This is a genomic window from Achromobacter seleniivolatilans, assembly GCF_030864005.1.
Classification (GTDB): domain Bacteria; phylum Pseudomonadota; class Gammaproteobacteria; order Burkholderiales; family Burkholderiaceae_B; genus Achromobacter; species Achromobacter seleniivolatilans.
The window spans coordinates 3,792,385-3,813,259 of the sequence record NZ_CP132976.1 but is presented as its reverse complement, the minus strand read 5'-3'; the positions used below and the strand labels follow the sequence as shown (position 1 = coordinate 3,813,259).

General features: G+C 63.9%; 18 protein-coding genes and 1 riboswitch. Of the genes, 9 read left to right on the top strand and 9 right to left on the bottom strand.

The features are described 5' to 3' along the window. The first annotated feature begins 86 nt into the window (after positions 1–86). Complete coding sequence (locus RAS12_RS17175) at positions 87–1,430, top strand: cytochrome ubiquinol oxidase subunit I (RefSeq protein WP_306937414.1); 1,344 nt, start codon at positions 87–89, stop codon at positions 1,428–1,430. Then, positions 1,427–2,482, top strand: a complete 1,056-nt coding sequence (locus RAS12_RS17170) for a cytochrome d ubiquinol oxidase subunit II (protein ID WP_306937412.1) — start codon at positions 1,427–1,429, stop codon at positions 2,480–2,482. Before RAS12_RS17175 ends, RAS12_RS17170 begins: the two co-directional genes overlap by 4 nt. Before the next feature lie 35 nt (positions 2,483–2,517). Here the strand turns inward: RAS12_RS17170 and recQ are convergent, their stop codons facing one another. Both recQ and RAS12_RS17160 read right to left on the bottom strand, forming a co-directional pair. Beyond that, positions 2,518–4,347, bottom strand: coding sequence for a DNA helicase RecQ (recQ, locus tag RAS12_RS17165; protein ID WP_306937411.1), 1,830 nt, complete (start codon positions 4,345–4,347; stop codon positions 2,518–2,520). 93 nt (positions 4,348–4,440) lie between these two features. Beyond that, positions 4,441–5,730 carry a fimbrial protein gene (locus tag RAS12_RS17160; protein ID WP_371321306.1) on the bottom strand — a complete coding sequence of 430 codons (1,290 nt, stop codon included), beginning with the start codon at positions 5,728–5,730 and terminating at the stop codon, positions 4,441–4,443. A gap of 251 nt (positions 5,731–5,981) precedes the next feature. Between RAS12_RS17160 and RAS12_RS17155 the strand changes: the two genes are divergently transcribed. From RAS12_RS17155 to RAS12_RS17135, 5 genes are all read left to right on the top strand, one after another. Continuing rightward, positions 5,982–6,683, top strand: coding sequence for a response regulator (locus tag RAS12_RS17155; RefSeq protein ID WP_306937409.1), 702 nt, complete (start codon positions 5,982–5,984; stop codon positions 6,681–6,683). Beyond that, positions 6,683–8,266 (top strand): sensor histidine kinase, encoded by a 1,584-nt coding sequence (locus RAS12_RS17150; protein WP_306937408.1) that lies wholly within the window; start codon positions 6,683–6,685, stop codon positions 8,264–8,266. Before RAS12_RS17155 ends, RAS12_RS17150 begins: the two co-directional genes overlap by 1 nt. A 144-nt stretch (positions 8,267–8,410) precedes the next feature. After that, entirely contained in the window at positions 8,411–9,484 is a 1,074-nt protein-coding gene (gene ruvB, locus RAS12_RS17145; protein ID WP_306937406.1) for a Holliday junction branch migration DNA helicase RuvB, read from the top strand. Positions 9,485–9,580: 96 nt separating this feature from the next. After that, the gene (locus RAS12_RS17140; protein WP_306937404.1) at positions 9,581–10,546 is read left to right on the top strand and encodes a threo-3-hydroxy-L-aspartate ammonia-lyase; all 966 of its coding nucleotides are present in this window, start codon (positions 9,581–9,583) and stop codon (positions 10,544–10,546) included. A gap of 115 nt (positions 10,547–10,661) precedes the next feature. Continuing rightward, positions 10,662–11,570, top strand: a complete 909-nt coding sequence (locus tag RAS12_RS17135; RefSeq protein WP_306937402.1) for a complex I NDUFA9 subunit family protein — start codon at positions 10,662–10,664, stop codon at positions 11,568–11,570. Positions 11,571–11,643: 73 nt separating this feature from the next. On the opposite strand, the gene ruvA is transcribed toward RAS12_RS17135, so the two are convergent. The 6 genes from ruvA to RAS12_RS17105 all read right to left on the bottom strand — a co-directional run bounded on the left by ruvA (position 11,644) and on the right by RAS12_RS17105 (position 17,182). After that, positions 11,644–12,216 carry a Holliday junction branch migration protein RuvA gene (gene ruvA, locus RAS12_RS17130; protein ID WP_306937400.1) on the bottom strand — a complete coding sequence of 191 codons (573 nt, stop codon included), beginning with the start codon at positions 12,214–12,216 and terminating at the stop codon, positions 11,644–11,646. 133 nt (positions 12,217–12,349) lie between these two features. Further along, positions 12,350–12,898, bottom strand: coding sequence for a crossover junction endodeoxyribonuclease RuvC (ruvC, locus tag RAS12_RS17125; protein WP_306937398.1), 549 nt, complete (start codon positions 12,896–12,898; stop codon positions 12,350–12,352). Beyond that, a complete protein-coding gene (gene purH / locus RAS12_RS17120; RefSeq protein ID WP_306937397.1) occupies positions 12,898–14,487 on the bottom strand; it encodes a bifunctional phosphoribosylaminoimidazolecarboxamide formyltransferase/IMP cyclohydrolase in 1,590 nt (529 codons plus the stop codon). The genes ruvC and purH overlap by 1 nt, the downstream gene beginning before the upstream one ends. 106 nt (positions 14,488–14,593) lie before the next feature. Next, positions 14,594–14,833 (bottom strand): helix-turn-helix domain-containing protein, encoded by a 240-nt coding sequence (locus RAS12_RS17115; RefSeq protein ID WP_306937395.1) that lies wholly within the window; start codon positions 14,831–14,833, stop codon positions 14,594–14,596. A gap of 37 nt (positions 14,834–14,870) precedes the next feature. Beyond that, positions 14,871–15,896: a tRNA dihydrouridine synthase DusB gene (gene dusB, locus RAS12_RS17110; RefSeq protein ID WP_306951495.1), complete on the bottom strand. Its 1,026-nt coding sequence runs from the start codon at positions 15,894–15,896 to the stop codon at positions 14,871–14,873. 116 nt (positions 15,897–16,012) lie between these two features. Continuing rightward, on the bottom strand, positions 16,013–17,182 hold the full coding sequence (locus RAS12_RS17105; protein ID WP_306937394.1) for a UbiH/UbiF/VisC/COQ6 family ubiquinone biosynthesis hydroxylase: 1,170 nt from the start codon (positions 17,180–17,182) through the stop codon (positions 16,013–16,015). 79 nt (positions 17,183–17,261) lie between these two features. On the opposite strand from RAS12_RS17105, the gene RAS12_RS17100 reads away from it, so the two are divergent. Beyond that, on the top strand, positions 17,262–17,726 hold the full coding sequence (locus tag RAS12_RS17100; RefSeq protein ID WP_306937393.1) for a TM2 domain-containing protein: 465 nt from the start codon (positions 17,262–17,264) through the stop codon (positions 17,724–17,726). Between the two features lie 10 nt (positions 17,727–17,736). On the opposite strand, the gene RAS12_RS17095 is transcribed toward RAS12_RS17100, so the two are convergent. Beyond that, positions 17,737–19,080 carry an aminopeptidase P N-terminal domain-containing protein gene (locus tag RAS12_RS17095; protein WP_306937392.1) on the bottom strand — a complete coding sequence of 448 codons (1,344 nt, stop codon included), beginning with the start codon at positions 19,078–19,080 and terminating at the stop codon, positions 17,737–17,739. 113 nt (positions 19,081–19,193) lie between these two features. Beyond that, a riboswitch (yybP-ykoY riboswitch) is annotated at positions 19,194–19,358 on the top strand. Between the two features lie 79 nt (positions 19,359–19,437). Between RAS12_RS17095 and RAS12_RS17090 the strand changes: the two genes are divergently transcribed. Then, the gene (locus RAS12_RS17090) at positions 19,438–20,442 is read left to right on the top strand and encodes a sodium:calcium antiporter (protein WP_306937390.1); all 1,005 of its coding nucleotides are present in this window, start codon (positions 19,438–19,440) and stop codon (positions 20,440–20,442) included. Positions 20,443–20,875: the final 433 nt, after the last annotated feature.

Here is a 20,875-nt window from a genome sequence, read left to right as displayed (position 1 = left end):
CCGCAGGCGAGGCCTTTTCCGAGCCCCTGCAACCGGTTTCAAACTGCCCCCACAGCCTTGTAACTGGCTCTACACTACGGGCCATTATGGATATCTCCACTCTATCTCTGGCCCGTGCGCAGTTCGTGGCCAGCCTGAGCTTTCTGGCGCTTTTTCTGGCCGTTTCCCTGGCGCTTGCCTGGATTCTGCTGTTTTTCAAGATACGCGCGCGCTGGTCGGGCCGCAGCGGCTGGACGGCGGCTTACCGCTTCTGGGTGCGCATCTTTGCGCTGGCTTTCGTGCTGACCCTGGCAGCCAGCGTGCCGGTCCTGATCCAGTTGGGCAGCCTGTGGTCCGGGCTGATGGACAAGATCGGCAATGTGGCCGGCCCGTTGCTGGGCTACGGCATCCTGTCGGTCTTCATCCTGAAATCGTGTTTTCTGGGCGTCATGCTGTTCGGCCAGCGCCGGGTGTCCGACGGCGCGCATACGCTGGCGGTGCTGATGGTAGCCGTGGGCCAGTTGGTGGCGGTGTTCTGGGTGCTGGCTTTGCAGTCCTGGATGCAGACCCCGGACGGCGCCGTGCTGGTCGATGGGCGCTATCAGGTCTATGACTGGGTGGCCGTGGTGCTGAACCCGTCAGTGGGCTGGCGGATGGCCGTGGTGGCCGTTGGCGCGGCTCTGGCCGCTTCGTTTCTGATGATGGGCGTCACCGCCTTGCAGGCGCTGCGCCGCCCGCTGGGCGATGGCGAACGCAATTCCTTCAAGACCGCGCTGGTGATTGCCGTGGTGGCGGCTTTTCTGCAGGTGCCTGTCGCAACTGGCGCTGGCCAGATGATGGCCAAGCTGCAACCGGCCAAGGCCGCCGCTGCGGCGGGCTTTTGGGAAAGCGGCGCTGAACCGCAGTTGGTGCTTTTCGGCTGGCCAGACGCTCGCGCCCATACCAACGTGAATGATCTGACCTTCCGCAACGCCGGGGGCATGTGGCTGCATCGCAATCCGGACGGCACCTATCAAGGCCTGGACAAGTACTCGGGCATGCTGCCGCCGGTAGCGCTGACCTTCTGGTCGCTGCGTGTGGCGGTGGGGCTGGGCCTGTTGATGCTGGTGGTGGCGTGCATCACATTCCTGCGCACCTTCCGGCGCGGGCTGGATTTGTCGACGCTGCCGAAATGGTGGCATCGCATGCTGTGCAGCATGATGTTCTCGGGCGGTATCGCCGTGGTGGCGAGCTGGTGGGTGTCCATCATTGGCCTGCAGCCGTTTGCGGTGAACGGCACCATCACGCAATCCGAGGTGCTGGGTCCCACGGCTTCCAGCACTTTGCTGTACGGGCTGCTCGGCTACGGCGTGTTGTATGCGTTGTTGCTGGCCGCGTTTGCCGGCATGCTGTTTCACGCGGCCCGGTACGGTGTCGTGCCCGTGCGCAAACTGGGCGGGGGTACGCCATGATCGCCATGTTGGCGGCCTCGCAAGGGCTGAGTCCCGATGATCCTTCCTTCTGGATGCCGCTGGCGTTCATGGGCCTGCTGTTCGTGGTGATCGCCGCGGGCATGGTGCTGGATGGCTTTGACTTGGGCGTGGGTATTCTGTTGCAGCTGGCGCCTGAGCACGAACGCGGCCGCATGATGTCGCTCTTAAGTCCCTGGCGCGACGCGAACGAATTCTGGCTGCTCTTGGGCATGGGCTTGTTTGCGGCGGCCTTTCCGTTTGCCTGGGGAGCGGTGCTGGGCAAGCTTTACGGCCCGCTGACCTTCATGGTGCTGGGCGTCGTGCTGCGCAGCGTGTCGTTTGAATTCCGCATTCGCGCGCGCAACGAAATGAAGCCGCGCTGGATATTCGCGTTCTGGGCCGGATCAATCATCACCGCCTTCGGCCAAGGCATGTTGCTGGGGCGGATTGCAACCGGCTACCAATCCGACGCGGGCTATGGCTGGTTCGCTATGTTCGTGGGCTTGTGCGCGGTGGCCGCCTACGTGCTGCTGGGCGCATCGTGGCTGGTGATGCGGGTCGATGGCGATCTGCAACGCCGCGCCGCCAACTGGGCCCGCCACGCCATCCGCTGGACGGCCGTGGGCATGGTGGCGATTGCCGTGACGCTGGGGCTGGCCAATGCCGGTATCTTCTACAAATGGAGCAACATCGCGCACCTGAGCCTGGCCGCTACGGTCTGGGTCTTGATGCTGGCGGGTTTTGTTGCCGCTGAAATGGTGCTTGCCCGCTTGCCGGGCAAGGCGGACCGCTTCAGCTGGCTGCCGTTCGTGCTGTGTGTGGCCTTGTTTCTGCTGATGTTGAGCGGACTGGCCTACAGCCTGTTCCCCTACTTGATTCTGGACGACATGACCTTGTGGGATGGCGCAGGCGCGCTGAGTTCGATGCGCCTGGTGCTGGCCGGAGCCGTCGTGGGTATCCCCGTGGTGCTGGTGTTCAACATCCTGGCATACCGGTCCGTCTTCGGAAAAGAACGCGCCCCCGTGCCGCTACTGCCGCCGCCTTCGGCGTAATGCCTTGACGGCGCGGCGGCCGTGGGATGGTGTACCTACAGTACCGGTCTGGCGACGCGTTGCAGGATTTCTTCGCCGTAGGCTTCCAGCTTGCGTGCGCCCACGCCGCTGATGTGGCTTAACGCATCCATCGAATCTGGCTGGGCCAGCGCGATTTCGCGCAGCGTCGCGTCATGGAAGATGACGTAGGCCGGCACCCCATGGCTCTTGGCGACTTCGCCGCGCCACGCGCGCAGCGCTTCGAACACAGGCTGCAATTCGGAGGGCAGGTCGATGGCGGCCGGTTTGGGGCGGCCGCTGCTGGTCTTGCCCGCGCGTGTTTTCTTTTCGGATTCCCTGCGCAGCATCAATTGCCGTTCGCCCTTGAGCACGGCCCGGCTGCCTTCGGTTAACGCCAGGGTGCCGAACCCTTCGTTGTCCACCGTCAGCAGGCCCTGCGCCAGCAATTGGCGCAACACGCCGCGCCAGGCGGTATCGCTCAGATCTTCACCCACGCCAAACACGCTCAGCGTTTCATGGCCATGCTGTTTGGTGCGGTCTGTGACCTTGCCGCGCAGAATGTCGATGATGTGGCCCGCGCCGTAACGCTGGCCGCGTTCTTTCCACAAGCGGTAGACGGCCGACAGCACTTTTTGCGCGGCCACGGTGCCGTCCCAGGCTTGCGGCGGTTCCAGACAGACATCGCAGTTGCCGCAAGCCGTGATCTGCTGGCCGAAATAAGCCAGCAGGCGCACGCGGCGGCATTCCACGGTTTCACACAGCCCCAGCATGGCGTCCAACTGCTGGCCAAGGCGGCGGCGGTAGGATTCGTCTCCGGGAGACTCGTCGATCATGCGGCGTTGCTGCACCACGTCTTGCAGGCCATAGGCCAGCCAGGCCGTGGCGGGCTGCCCGTCGCGGCCGGCGCGGCCGGTTTCCTGGTAATAACCTTCAACGGACTTGGGCAGGTCGATGTGGGCGACAAAGCGCACATCGGGCTTGTCGATGCCCATGCCAAAGGCAATGGTGGCCACCATGACCACGCCATCTTCCCGCAAGAAGCGGGACTGGTTGGCGGCACGCACCTGCGGGCTGAGTCCCGCGTGGTACGGCATGGCGTCGATGCCTTGATTGCACAGGAATTCAGCGGTTTCTTCGACACGGGCGCGCGACAGGCCGTACACCACGCCGGATTCGCCATCGTGTTCAGTGCGGATCATCTCCAGCAACTGCTTGCGCACTTCGTTCTTTTCGATGATGCGGTAGCGGATGTTGGGGCGGTCGAAGCTGGACACGAAGTGACGCGCGTCGTCCAGCGACAGCCGCTGGGCGATTTCGGTGCGTGTGTCAGCCGTGGCTGTGGCCGTCAGCGCAATGCGCGGCACATCCGGCCAGCGCTCGTGCAACATGGACAGGCCCAGATACTCCGGGCGGAAGTCGTGACCCCATTGGGATACGCAATGCGCTTCATCAATGGCGAACAGGGCAATGCGGCCGCGCTCCAGCAGTTGCAGGCAGCGGTCGGTCAGCAGGCGTTCGGGGGCGACATACAGCAAGTCCAGCTCGCCCGCCAGGAACGCCTGTTCGACGTCGCGGGCCACGCGCCAGTCTTGCGTGGAGTTCAGGAATGCCGCGCGTACGCCAAGTTCGGTCAGCGCGTCTACCTGGTCCTGCATCAGCGCAATCAGCGGCGACACGACGATGCCGGTGCCTTCCCGGACCAGTGACGGAATCTGATAGCACAGCGATTTGCCGCCGCCAGTGGGCATGAGGACCAGCGCGTCGCCGCCGTCGATCACCTGTTCGACAATGGCTTGCTGGTCGCCGCGGAAGGATTCGTAACCGAAAACGCGCTGCAATACGCCGAGGGCGCGCGCGTCAGACATGGGGGTAGGCCGGAAGCATCATGGCGGGGATTTTAAGCCGCAAATCCCCAGGTCCCCTTTTGGCGGGATATTTCTGTCCGTATGACGGTCCCGCTACCAGCTGAACCAGGTGCCCCGCATGAACGTATCGACCGGCATGCTCAGGTTGGCGCGCCACTCGTAATTGCCCGAGATGATGTCCCGGTCCGCACCCACCGCCAGTTTCACCTTGGGCGCCACAAACATGCTGTGCGTCAGGCCGACCCGCTGCTCGGCCAGGGTCGAACCCTCATGCAGCCCGGAATAGGTGCCGCTAAGGGTGCCCCAGCCCGTGATGGGCACGCCGGCAGTCAGTGTGTTGCGAGTTTGCGGCACGGACGCGACGCCGCCCGAATAGGTCGATAAATCTCCAAAGCCCGCCCCAATCTGCTCATTGGTGTAGCCCAGGTTCACGGTGTCGGCCACATCGACGTTATAGCCAATGCGATAACGCCAGGCATTGGCCGCATCAAACGAGCTTTGTGTGGCGCCAGCCTGGAAGGTGCCGTAGTCGCCGGCTGCATAGGTGGTACCCATGCCCCGCGTGGTGAGGGACGGCGCGCTCTGCATCTGCCCTTCCAGCGTCAGGGCCGGTGTCAGGCCATAACGCACGGCCCCGCTGCCCACTGACGCGCCATAGTCCACGGCGCCCGAGTTGGCCGCGGGGTCCATATTGTTGAGCTTGCCCAGCGACGACGAATAGCCAAAGCTGCCTTCTGGCACGGTCGCGCCGGAACCTGCCCAGTTTGATATCTGCAATCCGCCCACGGGCGCGCTGCTGCCCCAGGTTGGGGCGTTGGCCGTGATATTGCCGATGGACACAGACGGGCCAGCGGTATTGCGATAGACCCAGTTGCGGCTGCCGCCGTAGCGCAAGCCGTCCTGGCCACTGACGGAAGCAAACCAGGGCCGGGTTGGGCGGGACACGCCGGATATCACCACGACGGGAACGCGGGGCAGGTCACCGTTTTCCAGTGCAAAATCGTAGTCAGGCGCGGGCTCTTCAGCCTGGCTTGCCGCCTGCTCGCAGCCCAAAGGCGCAGAATCCGCAGACCCGGACAAGGCTACGCCTGTGCCCGGGATCAAATCCGCCGCGCTGTTCTCTGTGCCCTGCAAGCTGGTATCGATAGCCGGTTCCGCCGCTTGCAGATCGCAGGGGGCGGGGTCCAGCGGCACGGCGCGGGATTCGATAGAGGGGGCAGGGCGCACCGGTAGCGGTTGCACCGGGGAAAGCACACCGATACCGCGCGCCATGCGTACCGCTCCGCCCGAAGGCGGAGAGGCAGAATTTAGGGGCGAAATCGGTGTGTCGGCAAGAGCGGGGGCAAGCGGGCTGCTTATGCCTGCCACGAGCGCCGTATGCAACAGCCGTTTGCGCCAGTTAGCGGGGGCGACCATAGAAACCAGTGTATATAGGGGACGCCGACGTAGCTGTAAACGATTTTTAGTAAACCGGACGAGCGGCAAAATCGGTTGATATTTTAGGGCCTGTCCCCACTCCGCAGACAGCGGGTACCAAAACCGTAGGAAATGACAGGCATCATCGTGCAACAGGTGTATTTCAGTTGATTTCTTGCCTCTTGCGGCGGGACGCGCCGCGCCGCACTATGACAGCCATGGACAATTCCCACACCAAGCTGCTGGTCGTAGACGACGATCCTGCCCTGCGCCAACTGCTGGCCGACTACCTGAATCGGCATGGCTACGACACCTTGCTGGCGCCGGACGCCACCGATTTGTCGTCCCGCATCACTCGTTACGCCCCGGATCTGCTCGTGCTTGACCGCATGCTGCCGGGCGGCGATGGCGCCGATGCCTGCCGCCGCCTGCGAGAACAGGGCGAAGACATTCCCGTTATCTTGCTGACCGCCCGCGATGAAGCCGTAGACCGCATCATCGGTTTGGAAGCCGGCGCGGACGATTACGTGGGCAAGCCCTTCGACCCGCGCGAGCTGCTGGCCCGCATCGAGGCCGTGCTGCGCCGCAAGCGCGGCCCCTCCGCGCTGACCAAAGATGCCCCGGTCACGTTCGGGCCCTTCCTGTTTGATCCCTCCACGCGCCAGCTGTCTCGCGAAGGCACTGTCGTCAAACTGACAGGCGGCGAAATCAATCTGCTGGAAGCGTTGGTGCGCAACGCCGGCAAGCCGCTGTCCCGCGAACGCCTGCTGGCGCTGGCGCGCGATGACGACGCCGGCGAACGCAACGATCGCGCCATCGACATCGCCATTCTGCGCCTGCGCCGCGTCATTGAAGACGATCCCAAACAGCCGCGCTGGATACAGACCGTCTGGGGCATCGGTTACCGGTTTTCCCCCTGATGCGTTTTTCCGCTGGTTTTCTGGTGCCGCGGTCGTTACGGGCGCGACTGATCCTGCTGATCTTGGGTTCCGTTCTGCTGACCCAGGCGGCTACTTTGGTCACGGTCTCGTATTTCCGGCACAAATTCATGGAAGATGTGGGGATCGGTTATATCGTCACCACCATCCGCACCCTGCGCGCCGCGGTGTCCCAGATACCTGCCGAAGATCGCGCCGATTTCGTGCGCTCTGCCTCGCAGAACCAATGGCGCCTATGGTCGCGCGTGCTGCCGGCTGAAGCGAAGTTGCAGCGGTTCAATGGCCGCCGTCCTCCGCCTCCGCCACGCGCGGCACAACGCCCGCCTCCTCCCCCGCCATCGGATGCCCGGCCGGGCGATCTCCCCGGCCCGCCGCCGCCACCGCCAGAAGTGCGAGGCGACGACCATGGCGCCGACGGAATGCGTGACGATCAGCGTACCGCCGAAGAACGCGATACCGATCGGGCGCGCGAAGAGCACATACGCCGCTATAAGCCTGAGCCGGATGACATCCGCCGCGACCTGCGGGTGCTGGTGCAGCAGCTGAATGAGCGCTTGAACGACGGCACCCGGGTGGCGCTGTCGCGTGGCCCCGCGCCAGAAATATTCATCTCGCTGGCGCCCAATTCCGCCAGCGAAGACGCGCCGCGTCTGCGTGAGTGGCTGGTGATTCCGCTGGACCGCCTTGATCCGCCCGTGGCGACGCCGTTCATCGCCGCCTGGCTCGGCGGGTTGGGGCTCTTGCTGTTGTTGGCAGTTGGGTTTTCCTGGCATATCACGCGTCCCATTACCCGGTTGGCCGACGCGGCCGACCGCCTGGCCGCCGGACAACCACAACGTGTCGAACCCTCTGGCCCGCACGAAACCCGGGCTCTGGGCGAGCGCTTCAACGCCATGCTGGATGCTTTGGCGGAATCGGATTCGGTGCGCCGCACGTTGCTGTCGGGACTGCCGCACGATCTGAAAGGGCCGTTGTCGCGCATGTGGCTGCGTATCGAGATGGCTGACGATTCCAAGCTGAAGGAAGGGCTGCGTACCGATCTGCAGGACATGCAGCACATGGTGGACCAGTTCATCGGCTTTGTGCGCGGCACGGACCCTGCAGCCTACCGATATGCCCCCATGTTGTTGTCCGACTGGCTGACCGAGCGGGTCGGCGCTTGGCAGGGCGCGGGCACCGATATCCACCTGACCGCGGCCGAAGACGACACCACGATGGTGGTGCAGGCGGATGCCGTGGCGCTGGGCCGTTTGCTGGACAACCTGATTGGAAACGCCCTGAATCATGGGGCGCCCCCGGTGGAGGTAAATTTGCGCCGGGAAGACCGCTACGCCGTTCTGGATGTGGCGGATCACGGCCCCGGCATCGTGCCCGAACGCCGTCAGGAGGCCCTGCGGCCCTTCAGCCGGCTGGACGATGCACGCACGCGCACGGGCAGCGTGGGGCTGGGGCTGGCCCTGGCGGAAGCCATTGCCCGCGCCCATGGCGGATCGCTGGAGCTGCTTCAAGCGGAGTCTGGCGGCTTGCGGGTGCGAGTAAAGCTTCCGCTGTCTGAGACGGCTTAGGGGCAGGGGCTGTATTGGGCAAGGCTTGTTGGGCGGGGTCGCCTGGATAGGTCCCCCTCGGCGGGCCCCCCTAGCCGGGCGCCCCTCGGCGGGCCCCCCTTACGGTACGATGCATCCTGCTTCGTCTTTTGTCGTATCCGCACCATGGCCATTCAGTCCGATTCCCTGTCTTCCCGTCCCGACGCCCCGCGCATTGTGGCGCCGCAGCCGGTATCGCCCAATGAAGAATCGATTGAACGCGCCCTGCGGCCCAAGGCGCTGGGCGAATACGTCGGCCAGCAGCGTGCCCGTGAACAGCTGGAAATCTTCATTGCCGCCGCCAGAAACCGGGGTGAGTCTCTGGATCACGTTCTGTTGTTTGGCCCCCCCGGCCTGGGCAAGACCACACTGGCGCACATCATTGCGCACGAGATGGGGGTGCAACTGCGTCAGACGTCGGGTCCCGTGCTGGAACGCCCGGGCGATCTGGCCGCCTTGCTGACCAACCTGGAAAAGAACGACGTCCTGTTCATTGACGAAATCCATCGCCTGTCGCCCGTGGTCGAGGAAATTCTGTACCCGGCGCTGGAAGATTTTCAGATCGACATCCTGATCGGTGAAGGCCCGGCCGCGCGCAGCGTAAAGCTGGACCTGCAACCCTTCACTTTGGTGGGCGCCACCACACGTGCAGGCATGCTGACCAATCCGCTGCGTGATCGTTTTGGCATCGTGTCGCGGCTGGAGTTCTACAACGCCACCGACCTGGGCCACATCGTGACGCGTAGCGCCGGCCTGCTCCACGCCGCCATCACACCGGACGGCGCGGGCGAAATCGCGCGCCGCGCCCGTGGCACGCCGCGTATCGCCAACCGCCTGCTGCGCCGCGTGCGTGACTATGCCGAAGTCAAGGCCAGCGGCACTATTGATGCAGACGTTGCTGGCCGTGCGCTGGCCATGCTGGAAGTCGACCCGCAAGGGCTGGACCTGATGGACCGCAAGCTGCTCGAGGCCATCATCCACAAATTCGATGGCGGACCCGTAGGCGTGGACAGCTTGGCCGCTGCTATTGGCGAAGAGCGCGACACCATCGAAGACGTGATCGAACCCTACCTGATTCAGCACGGCTACCTGCAACGCACGCCGCGCGGCCGGACCGCTACGCAGACCACTTGGCGTCATCTCGGCCTGACCCCGCCTGCCGGCACAACGGGCGCAAGCGCCGATCTCTTCTGCAAGTAATCAGGCAAGTCCGCCATCAGCGGGGGCGCGCAAACTGCGCGGCGGGTTTATGATCCCAGGGTTTCGACCTCCCCGCGATCAAAGGACCGGATTCCCATGCTGCCTGACTTGCCTACTTATGATGATGTCGTCCGCGCCAGCGAGCGCTTGGCCGGCAACGCCCATCGCACGCCCGTCTTGACCTCTACGACGGCCGATGCCATCAGCGGCGCATCGGTTTTCTTCAAGTGCGAGAATTTTCAGCGCATGGGCGCGTTCAAATTCCGGGGCGGCTACAACGCCATTGCGCGTCTGACGCCCGAACAGCGCGCTGCCGGTGTGGTGACTTTTTCATCGGGCAATCACGCGCAAGCCATTGCGCTGGCGTCCAAGCTGCAAGGCGTGCAGGCCACCATCATCATGCCGCTGGACGCGCCTGCGGCCAAACGCGCCGCCACAGAAGGTTACGGCGGCAAGATCGTCACCTATGACCGCTATACCGAAGACCGCGAAGTCATTGCCCAGCGTATTCACGCGGAAACCGGCGCTACGCTGATTCCACCCTACGATCACGAAGACGTGATCACAGGCCAAGGCACGGCGGCCAAAGAGTTGTTTGAGGAAGTTGGCGAACTGGACTACCTGTTCGTCTGCTTGGGCGGCGGGGGGCTGTTGTCCGGCTCCGCCTTGTCGGCATTTGCGCTCAGTCCGCGTTGTCTGGTCTACGGCGTCGAGCCGGAAGCCGGCAATGATGGCCAGCAATCGTTGCGTAAGGGTGAAATCGTCCGAATTCCAGCCCCCAAAACGTTGGCCGATGGCGCTGCCACGACCCATCTGGGCAACCTGACCTTTCCGCTCATCCAGAAGTATGTGCGCGACATCGTCACCGTGACTGACGCGCAATTGATCACCACCATGAAGTTCTTCGCCGAACGCATGAAGATGGTGGTCGAACCCACGGGTTGCCTGGGAGCCGCGGCAGTCATGCAGAACGTGGTGCCGGTGCGTGGCGCGCGGGTTGGCGTCATTATCAGCGGCGGTAATGTCGATCTTCCGGCCTACGGCAAGCTGCTGGCGTCTTGATCTTCAATCTGCGGTCCGCAAGTCGCATAAGACAGCGGACCGCAGATGCGCGCTTGCGGTAGTTGTCAGCGCAAGGCATTATCGGGATTGAATCCTGACGAACAGGGGCTGCTACATGCGTATCCTTGTCATCGGCGGCACTGGCTTTATCGGCCGTCATCTTATCGCCCGGTTGTCCGGCGATCTGCACCAGTTCATCGTACCTACCCGCCTCTTGGCGCGGGGCAGTGAACTGCAAGTTTTTCCCACGGTCACCCTGATCCAGACCGACATCCACGATGACGCCGCGCTGGACCGCCTGGTGCAGGGGTGCGACGTGGTCGTCAATCTGGTGGGCATCCTGCACGGCAACTCCGGTCAGCCGTATGGTTCAGATTTTGCGCGTGCCCACGTGCACCTGCCGCAGCGTATCGCGCAGGCGTGCCGGCGGCATGGCGTCCGCCGTCTGTTGCACGTGAGCGCCTTGGGCGCAGACTCCAAGGGCGACAGCATGTACCAGCGCTCCAAGGGTGATGGCGAGGCCGCCATCCAGAACGAATTTCATGCCGGCAACGAAGGCGGGTGGACCATCTTCCGGCCCTCCGTCATCTTCGGACCTGACGACAAATTCACCAATATGTTCGCCACTCTGGCACGCTGGCTGCCCGTGCTGCCGCTGGCGGGCGCGCACGTGCGCATGCAGCCGGTCTATGTGGGCGACGTGGTGTCCGCCATGGTGTCCGCATTGGGCAACTCACACACTTGCGGCAAGACGTATGAGCTGGGCGGACCGCAGATCTACACGCTGGGCGAAATTGCGCGGCTCTGCGCCGCATGGAGCGGCCACCCTCGTCCGGTAATCAACATGCCGATGGGCGTCGGGCGCATGCAGGCCCGGCTGTTCGAATGCATGCCCGGCGAACCCCTGATGTCGCGCGACAATCTGGATTCCCTGCGCCGCGACAACATCTGCACGGGGCCTATCGCGCCGGAGCTTCACGTGGTTCCAACGGGCTTGGAAGCCGTCGCCCCCCGCTACTTGTGATGGGTTTGGCGCAGGATGTCATCGCGCAAAACCCCTCAAGCAACGGTGGGGTTCCATGCCTGGGGCGAATGGACTAGCGCACCAGCGCCTTCAGCGCCTGCTTGATGCCGTCGGACACGCCTACGCCTTCCGGCAAGGTCTTCAGCGCCGACAACGATTCCTTGTCGGAGTATCCCAGCGCCAGCAGCGCGTTCAGAATGTCGGACTGGTTATCGGGCGTGGCGTGTGAGGACGCGCCAATATCCGCGCCCAGCTTGCCGCGCATTTCCAGCAGCAGGCGTTCGGCGGTTTTCTTGCCGATGCCCGGAACGCGCGTCAGGCGGCCGGATTCTTGCAAGGTAATGGCCTGGGCCAGATCCGCCACCGACAGACCCGACAGCACCGACAAGGCGGTGCGGGCGCCGATGCCGCTGACCTTGATCAGCGCGCGAAACGTGCTGCGTTCGCTGGCAGACGCAAAGCCATACAGAATGTGAGCGTCCTCGCGCACCGTCAGGTGCGTATACAACGTGACGCGGGCGCCCGTTTCCGGCAGCGAATACAGCGTGCTCATGGGCACGTCGATGTCATAGCCCAGACCGCCCACGTCCACACAGATGGTGGGCGGCAGTTTTTCGATCAGGGTTCCGGTAATGCGTCCGATCATGGTGATGAAGGCCTGGTAATGGTGAAGCCGCTGATTGCGCGGCGAATCCGGGGATTCTATACGGGCAGGGGCAGCATCGGGGCGTGGGACGGCAATGCGGCGCGATGCCGCTCGGAATGCGCGAAGAAAGCGATCAGCCGATCAGGCGGCCGTTGCGTATCCGCGTCTTGCCGCTCATGCGCAGCGAGGTGCCCAGGCGTTCCAGTTTTTCCTGCATCGGGCCGACATGGGCATGGCAGATGGCGCAAGCCAGCGCATCGGCCGAGTCGGCGGCAGGTTTTCCGTCCAGTGCCAGCAGGTGCTGCACCATCATCTGCACCTGCTCCTTGGCAGCGCGTCCGGTGCCCACCACGGCCTTTTTGATCTGCAAGGCGGTGTACTCGTGCACCGCCAGAGAACTGTCGGCCAGTGCGCACAACGCCGCGCCGCGCGCCTGACCCAAGAGCAGGGTGGACGCGGGATTGGTATTCAAAAAGATGATTTCCAGCGCGGCCACGTCGGGTTGCGTGTCGCGGGCCACCTGGCGCAGATTGTCCAGAATGACCTTCAAGCGTTCGGCCAGGGTAAGGGCCGGCGGGACCACAATGGTCCCGCTGGCCACATACCGCAGCCGCGGGCCGTCGACATCGATCACACCAAAGCCGGTGCGGCGCAAACCAGGATCAATGCCGAGGACGCGCATCAGTGACGGAAGTGACGGGTGCCGGTCAGCACCATGGCGATGCCATGCTCGTCGGCCGCTGCAATGACTTCATCGTCGCGCATGCTGCCGCCCGGCTGGATGACGCAGGTCGCGCCCGCAGCCACCACCACGTCCAGACCGTCGCGGAACGGGAAGAACGCATCCGACGCCACTGCCGAACCCTTGAGCGTCAGTCCAGCGTTTTCCGCCTTGATGGACGCAATGCGGGCCGAGTCGATACGGCTCATCTGGCCGGCGCCCACACCGAGAGTCATGCCGCCGCCCACGAACACGATGGCGTTGGACTTGACGTACTTGGCGACCTTCCAGGCGAACGTCAGGTCGTTCATTTCCTGCTCGGTCGGCTGGCGCTTGCTGACCACCTTGAGCGCATCACGCGGCACGTTGTAGGCGTCCGGGCTTTGCACCAGCCAGCCGCCGCCCACGCGCTTGATGTCAAAGGCGTTCTGGCCCGTGCCCTGCGGCACTTCCAGCACGCGCACGTTCTTCTTGGCTGCCAGGATGGCCAGCGCGGCGCCGTCATAGGCCGGGGCCAGCAGCACTTCCAGGAACTGCGAGCTCACGGCTTCGGCCGTAGCGGCGTCCACCGGACGGTTGAAGGCGATGATGCCGCCAAACGCCGACGTGGGATCGGTCTTGAAGGCTTGCTGATACGCGCCCAGCGTGTCGGCCGCTACGGCAACGCCGCAGGGGTTGGCATGCTTGACGATGACACACGCCGGCACGTCGAAGCTGCGCGCGCATTCCCATGCGGCGTCGGCGTCGGCGATGTTGTTGTAGGACAGTTCCTTGCCCTGCAACTGGCGATAGTTGCCCAACAGGCCGGCCGAACGTTGCGAGTCGACGTAGAAGGCGGCGGTCTGGTGCGGGTTTTCGCCGTAGCGCAGCGCCTGTTGCTGCTTGACCTGCACGGTCAGGGTGCCCGGCCATTCGGTGCGGGCCGGCACGGCTTCCTGCGCGGGCTCGGCTTCGGTCAGGCTGGTCAGATAGGCAGCGATGGCGCCATCATAGGCAGCCGTGTGCGCATAGACCTTGGAGGCCAGCGCCAGGCGCAGGCCGTACGAGGTGCTGCCGCCCTTGTCCATTTCCGTCAGCACGCGGGAATAATCGACCGGGTCGATCACAACCGTCACGCCGCCAGCTTCGGTGCCGTGGTTCTTGGCAGCGGCGCGCAGCATGGCCGGGCCGCCGATGTCGATGTTTTCCACGGCGTCAGCGAACGTGCAGTCCGGCTTGGCGACAGTTTCACGGAACGGATACAGGTTGACCACCAGCATGTCGATACGATCGATACCGGCCGCCTTGATCGTGTCCATGTGTTCGGCGCTGTCACGGCGGGCCAGCAGGCCGCCGTGAATTTTCGGGTGCAGCGTCTTGACGCGGCCATCCAGAATTTCCGGCGAACCGGTGTGGGCAGCCACTTCGGTGACGGTCAGGCCGGAGTCGGCCAGCAACTTGGCGGTGCCGCCAGTCGACAGCAGACGCACGCCACGCGCGGCCAGCGCGCGGGCAAATTCAACGATGCCGGTCTTGTCGGACACCGAAAGCAGGGCGGTTTCGATTTTCATGGTGGGGGACGGGAGTCAGGCGCGAAGCCTTTCTCGTTCAGGTCAGGATGGGAAATCTGAAATAGGGGCGGGCGGCGCCGAATCCGGGCCGCCCACGCGACAAAAGCTATACCTGGATATTGTGCGCGAGCAACTTCTTGCGCAAGGTGTTGCGAGTGATGCCCAGCATTTCCGATGCCCGCGACTGGTTGCCGCCCGACCGTTCCAGCGCTACTTCGAGCACGGGGCGCTCTACACAGCGCATCACCATGTCCCACATATCGTGGGGCTCGGATTCACCCAAGTCGTCGAAATAGCGCTCCAGGCTGGCGCGCACGCATTCTTCCAGGACATCTTTCTTGCTCATTTTGAGTACAGATATTTTTATGTTGGTGTTGAGGCGGTTATGCCGCCAGCAGGGCTTCTGCGACCGGCGCCGGGTTGGGCTCGCCGTCGCGCGAGATGATGTCGAACCATTCCGACACCGCCCGCCACTGGTCGCGGGTGTTGTCGATCAGGTTCATGCGGGCGCAGAACAAATCCGCGCCCGGCAGGCTGTCTAGATACCAGCCTATATGCTTGCGCGCCGTGCGTACGCCGGTGTGCTCGCCATAAAACTGATAGTGGTCGTCCAGATGTTCAAGCAGCAGCTCGCGCATTTCCCTGTAAGAGGGAGGGGCCAGTGTTTCGCCCGTGCGCAGGTAGTGGTCGACTTCGCGGAAAATCCAGGGGCGGCCTTGGGCTGCCCGGCCGATCATGACCGCGTCGGCGCCAGTGTAATCCAGGACGCGCCGGGCTTTTTCAGGCGAGTCGATATCCCCGTTGGCAATCACGGGAATGGTCAGCTCGGCCTTGACGGCGCGGATAGTGTCATATTCCGCCTCGCCCGTATAGAGGTCAGCGCGAGTACGGCCATGCAAAGTCAGGGCGGCGATGCCGGCGTTTTCCGCCAGTTTTGCCACGCGCAGCGCGTTGCGGCTCTCGCGGTCCCACCCGGTGCGGGTCTTCAGCGTGACCGGCACATTCAATGGGGCGCAGGCAGAAACGACGGCATCCAGAATGCGCACGATCAGGTCTTCATGGCGCAGCAACGCCGACCCGGAGGCCACGTTGCACACTTTTTTGACCGGGCAGCCCATATTGATGTCGATAATCCGGGCGCCTTTGTTGGCGTTGAACACAGCCGCCTCGGCCATCATGGCGGGGTCAGCGCCCGCAATTTGCACCGAAATGGGGGCAATCTCGCCGTCGTGGTTCAAACGGCGCGAGGTCTTGACGCTATCCCACAGTTTTGGATTGCTGGCGGCCATTTCCGACACGGCATAACCCGCCCCCAACTTTTTGCAAAGTTGGCGGAAAGGTCGGTCCGTCACGCCCGCCATGGGCGCGACAAGAACATTGTTGGGAAGGGTCCACTGGCCTATGTGCATGGTCACATTTTAACCGGCTCGATCGAACCCCCGTTTTCAGCTGGAAACAGCTTGGTAACAAGTGGGGACGAAAACCGTCGATAGCGGCCCGTTTCTGGGGCCGGAACACACCAGAATCAGGCCCGAAAGCCTTGCAGCAGATGTTGCGCAAGCGGGGCGCGCAGGGGCGATGCCAGATCCATCCCCAATAACGCCAGTCCGCAAGCATGTTCCACGGGCGCCAGTCCCGTTGAAAATACGCGGGGCATCAGGTCGGTCAGTCCGGCCGTGATGATCCGGTCGATGTATCGTGCTTGCGCGAAGTCCGCCAGCAACGGCGCCGGACTGGTTTCTGGCCGGGTCAGCCAGCCGGCCAGCGCCTGGGACAGCCGGGCCGCGTCGCGCAGGCCCAGGTTCAAGCCCTGGCCAGCCACGGGATGCAGCGTCTGGGCGGCGTTGCCGATGGCGGCGACGCGGCCTTGGACCTGTGCCCGGCGCGCGGACAGCGCCAACGGAAAGACATGGCGCGGCGCATGACTGGACAGTCTGCCCAGACGATCGCCAAAAGCGTCGGACAGCGCCTTCGAGAACGCCGCGTTGTCCAGCGCGGCCAGTTCGGCTGCCCGGTCCGGGGCGCTGCACCAGACGACTGAATAAGCGTCCGGTGTCTGCGGGTGCGGCAGCAATGCCAACGGACCTTCGGCGGTAAAGCGCTCCCAGGCCCAGCCGCGGCGAGGCAAAGTGGCATGGGCGGTGGTCAGCACGGCGTGCTGGTCGTAGTCGCGGCGCACATCGGTGCCGCCCGCGCCGTCCGATTGCACGGCGACCTGGCACAGCAGAGTCGCGTCGCCTTGCTGAATGCGCACGCCGTCCGCGTCCTGACGCTCCACCCGGGCTGGCGGGCCGGACAGGACGGTGACCCCACAGGCGGCCACGCATTCATCAAGCCGGGCATGCAGCCCCGAATAGCCGACCACGCTGCCCAGTTGCGGCACGCCAAAGTCGGTGTGTTGAATGATGGTGCGGCCCAGGCGGCCGCGCTGCGACACATGGATGTTGCGGATGTCGGCCGAACGCTCCGGCCAGGCATGCAATGATTCCAGCAGCACCCGGCTGCCGTGGTTCATGGCCAGCACGCGCGGATCGGCGGCAGGCACGGCGGCCGCTGGCGTGACCGGAGCGGGGGCGCTGCCCGCCAGCAGCGCAATGCGGGCCGGGTCCGGCGCCACGCGCGCCAACATCAAGGCCAGCACGCGGCCCACAGGGCCGGCGCCAAGAATCGCAATGTCGTAAGCGGATGCAGTCATGCCGGGATTTTAACCGTCCACTACAATTCGGGGCATCCGCCGCGGCTTGGCGCCCAGCTCCCTTTTCCGGTTGATTGATATGACGCAGGTTCAGGCCTCACCATCGCTGCCCGCCGTATCCGCCCGCAGCCCGCGCACCAAGGTTGCGGTGGGGCTGCTGGCCTGTTTGTTCGGCGCGGTGGGCGCGCACTGGTGGTATTTGGGCCGCCGCCATGCCTGGCTGATTACCGCCCTGGCGCTGGTCTGCCTGTTCTGCGCGTTCCGCTTTTACCCCATCTGGTACGACAACCCTGCTTTTTTCCTGATCTTCATTCCGATGATTGACGGGTTCATCGAAAGCGCGGTGTTCTCGCTCATGCCGGACGAAAAATTCGACCGCCTATACAACCCCGGTCTGGGCCGCCCGTCCGACACGGGCTGGGGCCCGGTCCTGGTGGCCATTTTGGCCTGCCTGGTCGGGGCCATTGTTTCCATGTTCGCCATTGCGATGGTGGTGGTCTACGTCTGGGTGGCCATGGGCTGGCTGGACGGCCTGGTGTTGTAAGCCGCGCGGCTTACTCGCGCATCAGGGCCTCGATTTCGCTGGCCTGTACCGGAACGCCCCGCGTGATCAGCTCGCAGCCTTCATCCGTGACCAGCGCGTCGTCCTCGGTCCGGATGCCTATGTTCCAGTAAGCCTCAGGCACGTCGTCCGCGGGCCGCACATAAATGCCGGGTTCGATGGTCAGCATCATTCCCCGTTCCAATTTGCGCCACGGCCGGTCGACGCCGTTGGCAGGGCCGGGCTGGCGATAGTCGCCCACATCGTGCACGTCCAACCCCAGCCAATGACCGGTGCGGTGCATGTAGAAGCGGCTGTAGTCACCGGATTCCAGTACGCCGTCCAACGAACCCTTCAATAATTTCAAGTCCAGCATGCCTTGCGCCAGCACGCGCAGCGCGGCTTCGTGGCCGTCGTTGAATCCGCGGCCGGGCGCGGTGGCTTGCGCCGCCGCTTCTTGCGCCGCGACGGTCAGGTCGTACAGCGCACGCTGCGGCCCGCTGTAGCGGCCGTTGACGGGAAAGGTCCGCGTGATGTCGCTGGCGTAGCTGTCGACTTCGCAACCTGCGTCAATCAGGACCAGATCGCCATCGCGCAGCACGGCCTCGCCTGCCGGGTAGTGCAACACACAGGCATTGGCGCCTGCGGCCACAATGCTGTTGTAGGCGACCGCTTGCGCGCCGTGGCGGCGGAATTCGTACAGCAGCTCGGCCTCAAGCTCGTACTCGTGCATGCCCGCGCGGGCCACTCGCATGGCGCGCGCATGGGCGCCGGCGGAAATCTTCGCTGCGCGGCGCATCGCGGCAATCTCCGCCGCGTCTTTGATAAGCCGCATATCCGCCAGCAGCGGGCGTATGTCCTGTTGGCGCGTAGGCGGCGCATGGCCTGCACGGCTGGCGTCCCGCGCTGCTGCCAGCCAGCGGTGCAGCCGGCCGTCGGTGCGCTTGTCGCCGGCCAAGGGGGCGTAAAGCGTAGGGTGGTCCATCATCAGCGCGGGCATCAATTCATCCAGCGCATCGATCGGGTGGGCGTCGTCAAAGCCGAAATATTCGGCAGCCGCCTCCGGGCCGAAGCGCTTGCCTTCCCAGATTTCGTGTTCGATATGGCGTGGCCGGCAGAAAAGCAGCGCGCGGTCGGTGGCGCCGGCGATCAGCACCAGCCATGCCCCGGGCTCGGTAAATCCAGTCAAGTAGAAGAAATCGCTGTCGTGCCGGTACGGATATTCCGCATCGCGATTGCGGATGGCTTCCTGAGCGGTGGGCAGGATGGCAATGCCGCCGCCATCGGCGCGCATGCGATCCATCAGGCGTTGCCGGCGTGCGGCAAAGGGGGCAATGTCGGCGGGAGGCAGGCTCATGGCGGGCTGGGGGCATAACCCCGCGAAAGATAGGGATGCTGGCTACTTTACCCTGCTACTTCCCGGAAACAACAGCCTGCGGGATTCATTGGACGGTAATGGAAGCGCTGCTACAATCGCGGCTCTGTCATTGGGGAGTAGCCATCCTTTGCCCCCAAAGGAGTTAGCGTCAACAGACTTGGTGGTTCGGGGCCGCGTAGCGGTTTTCAGAACTCCATGGCGCTAACGGTTTCCATGCAAGCGGCCCGCCCGCCGCATGGATCAGCCAGGCGAGACCTTTGGCCGCATTGCGTTCACCCTAGCCGGGCGAGCCGTGATGTCGCGCCAATTGGTTTCTGCTCGTCCGGCTGCGTCTATATGTTTCTCACCCTGTTTCTGTTTTTCCTGTCCGCGGCAGTGATTTACTTCGCCTGCGAATTCTTCGTCAACGGCGTTGAATGGGTCGGGCATCGCTTCCATTTGGGCGCCACCGCCACCGGCACCGTGCTCGCCGCGTTTGGCACGGCATTGCCAGAAAGCGCAGTGACCTTCATGGCGGTCTTCTTTGGCGAGACCCCTGAACAGAAAGACATTGGCGTGGGGGCGGCCATGGGCGGCCCCTTGGTATTGGCGACGCTGGCTTACGCGGTAGTGGGCCTGGCGCTCTGGCGCGCTCGCCGCGGTCAAACCACTTCAGCCAACTGTATTAACGCGGACCAGCGCCGGCTGGCCCGCGACCAAGCCTGGTTCATGGGCATCTTCGTCTTCAAGGTGGGTCTAGGGCTGCTGGCCTTTGCCTGGAAACCCTGGCTGGGCATTCTGTTCCTGGCCACCTATGGCCTGTACGTCAAGCGCGAACTGAGCAATGACGAGGAAGCGACGGACAGCGAAGATCTGGAGCCGCTCAAACTGCGCCCGCGGGACGGCAATCCATCCATGTTCTGGGCGGCCACGCAGACGATTCTGGCGCTGGTTGTGATCGCGGGCGCCTCGCACGTGTTCGTGAATCAGATCGAAGTGCTGGGCGTAGCCATGGGAGCCTCGCCCCACGTTGCCGCGCTGTTGTTGGCGCCGGTGGCGACTGAGCTGCCCGAAATCATGAATGCGCTGATTTGGGTGCGCCAGGGCAAAGAGCGCTTGGCGCTGGCCAATATTTCTGGCGCGATGATGATCCAGGCCACCATCCCCAGTGCTCTGGGAATCTTCATGACGCCCTGGCTGCTGGATGCGCCCCTGCTGGCGGCCGGTCTGATCACGATGTTGTCGATCGGCCTGTTGTGGTTGCGTTTCCGCCAGTCGGTCATGAGCGTGCCCGCCTTGTCGGCGGTCGGTGGACTGTATGCCTTGTTCGCGGCGTACCTGGGCTGGCATTTCTACGCCTGATGTCCAGGCAGTCGTAGCGTGATGCCGCAAGACCCGAGGGTCTTGCGGCTTTTTACCTACATATTGTGTGGTGTTTGCCGATTTAAATCGAAAGGCACCTTGTTCATCAGTAGAAACCCGCGTACACTTCGCCCGTTATCCATCCCAGGAGCAGTCTTCGTGAATACCGATTCCGGCGAAAGTAGTCGATCTTGCATCGACATCGCTGTCTGACAGGAACACGCAGAGCTCCATCTGCCGCATCCTGTCATACAGGTTGCGGCATATCCCAAGCCCCGGACTTACCTCCAGGCAATAGCGCAGGCCTTCGGCCTGCCGGGACATCCCCCAACATAATCCGCCAGAACCGCCGCTAGCCGCAGCGTCAGCGTTCGTGCACGTTTTGTGTCCGCCCGCCATGCGCCGCGCCGGCGTGCGCGCGTACTCGTGATTA

Coding starts and splice junctions, on each gene's coding strand:
- RAS12_RS17175 (WP_306937414.1), top strand. CDS start 87: ATGGATATCTCCACTCTATCTCTGGCCCGTGCGCAGTTCGTGGCCAGC.
- RAS12_RS17170 (WP_306937412.1), top strand. CDS start 1,427: ATGATCGCCATGTTGGCGGCCTCGCAAGGGCTGAGTCCCGATGATCCT.
- recQ (WP_306937411.1), bottom strand. CDS start 4,347: ATGTCTGACGCGCGCGCCCTCGGCGTATTGCAGCGCGTTTTCGGTTAC.
- RAS12_RS17155 (WP_306937409.1), top strand. CDS start 5,982: ATGGACAATTCCCACACCAAGCTGCTGGTCGTAGACGACGATCCTGCC.
- RAS12_RS17150 (WP_306937408.1), top strand. CDS start 6,683: ATGCGTTTTTCCGCTGGTTTTCTGGTGCCGCGGTCGTTACGGGCGCGA.
- ruvB (WP_306937406.1), top strand. CDS start 8,411: ATGGCCATTCAGTCCGATTCCCTGTCTTCCCGTCCCGACGCCCCGCGC.
- RAS12_RS17140 (WP_306937404.1), top strand. CDS start 9,581: ATGCTGCCTGACTTGCCTACTTATGATGATGTCGTCCGCGCCAGCGAG.
- RAS12_RS17135 (WP_306937402.1), top strand. CDS start 10,662: ATGCGTATCCTTGTCATCGGCGGCACTGGCTTTATCGGCCGTCATCTT.
- ruvA (WP_306937400.1), bottom strand. CDS start 12,216: ATGATCGGACGCATTACCGGAACCCTGATCGAAAAACTGCCGCCCACC.
- ruvC (WP_306937398.1), bottom strand. CDS start 12,898: ATGCGCGTCCTCGGCATTGATCCTGGTTTGCGCCGCACCGGCTTTGGT.
- purH (WP_306937397.1), bottom strand. CDS start 14,487: ATGAAAATCGAAACCGCCCTGCTTTCGGTGTCCGACAAGACCGGCATC.
- RAS12_RS17115 (WP_306937395.1), bottom strand. CDS start 14,833: ATGAGCAAGAAAGATGTCCTGGAAGAATGCGTGCGCGCCAGCCTGGAG.
- dusB (WP_306951495.1), bottom strand. CDS start 15,896: ATGCACATAGGCCAGTGGACCCTTCCCAACAATGTTCTTGTCGCGCCC.
- RAS12_RS17105 (WP_306937394.1), bottom strand. CDS start 17,182: ATGACTGCATCCGCTTACGACATTGCGATTCTTGGCGCCGGCCCTGTG.
- RAS12_RS17100 (WP_306937393.1), top strand. CDS start 17,262: ATGACGCAGGTTCAGGCCTCACCATCGCTGCCCGCCGTATCCGCCCGC.
- RAS12_RS17095 (WP_306937392.1), bottom strand. CDS start 19,080: ATGAGCCTGCCTCCCGCCGACATTGCCCCCTTTGCCGCACGCCGGCAA.
- RAS12_RS17090 (WP_306937390.1), top strand. CDS start 19,438: ATGTTTCTCACCCTGTTTCTGTTTTTCCTGTCCGCGGCAGTGATTTAC.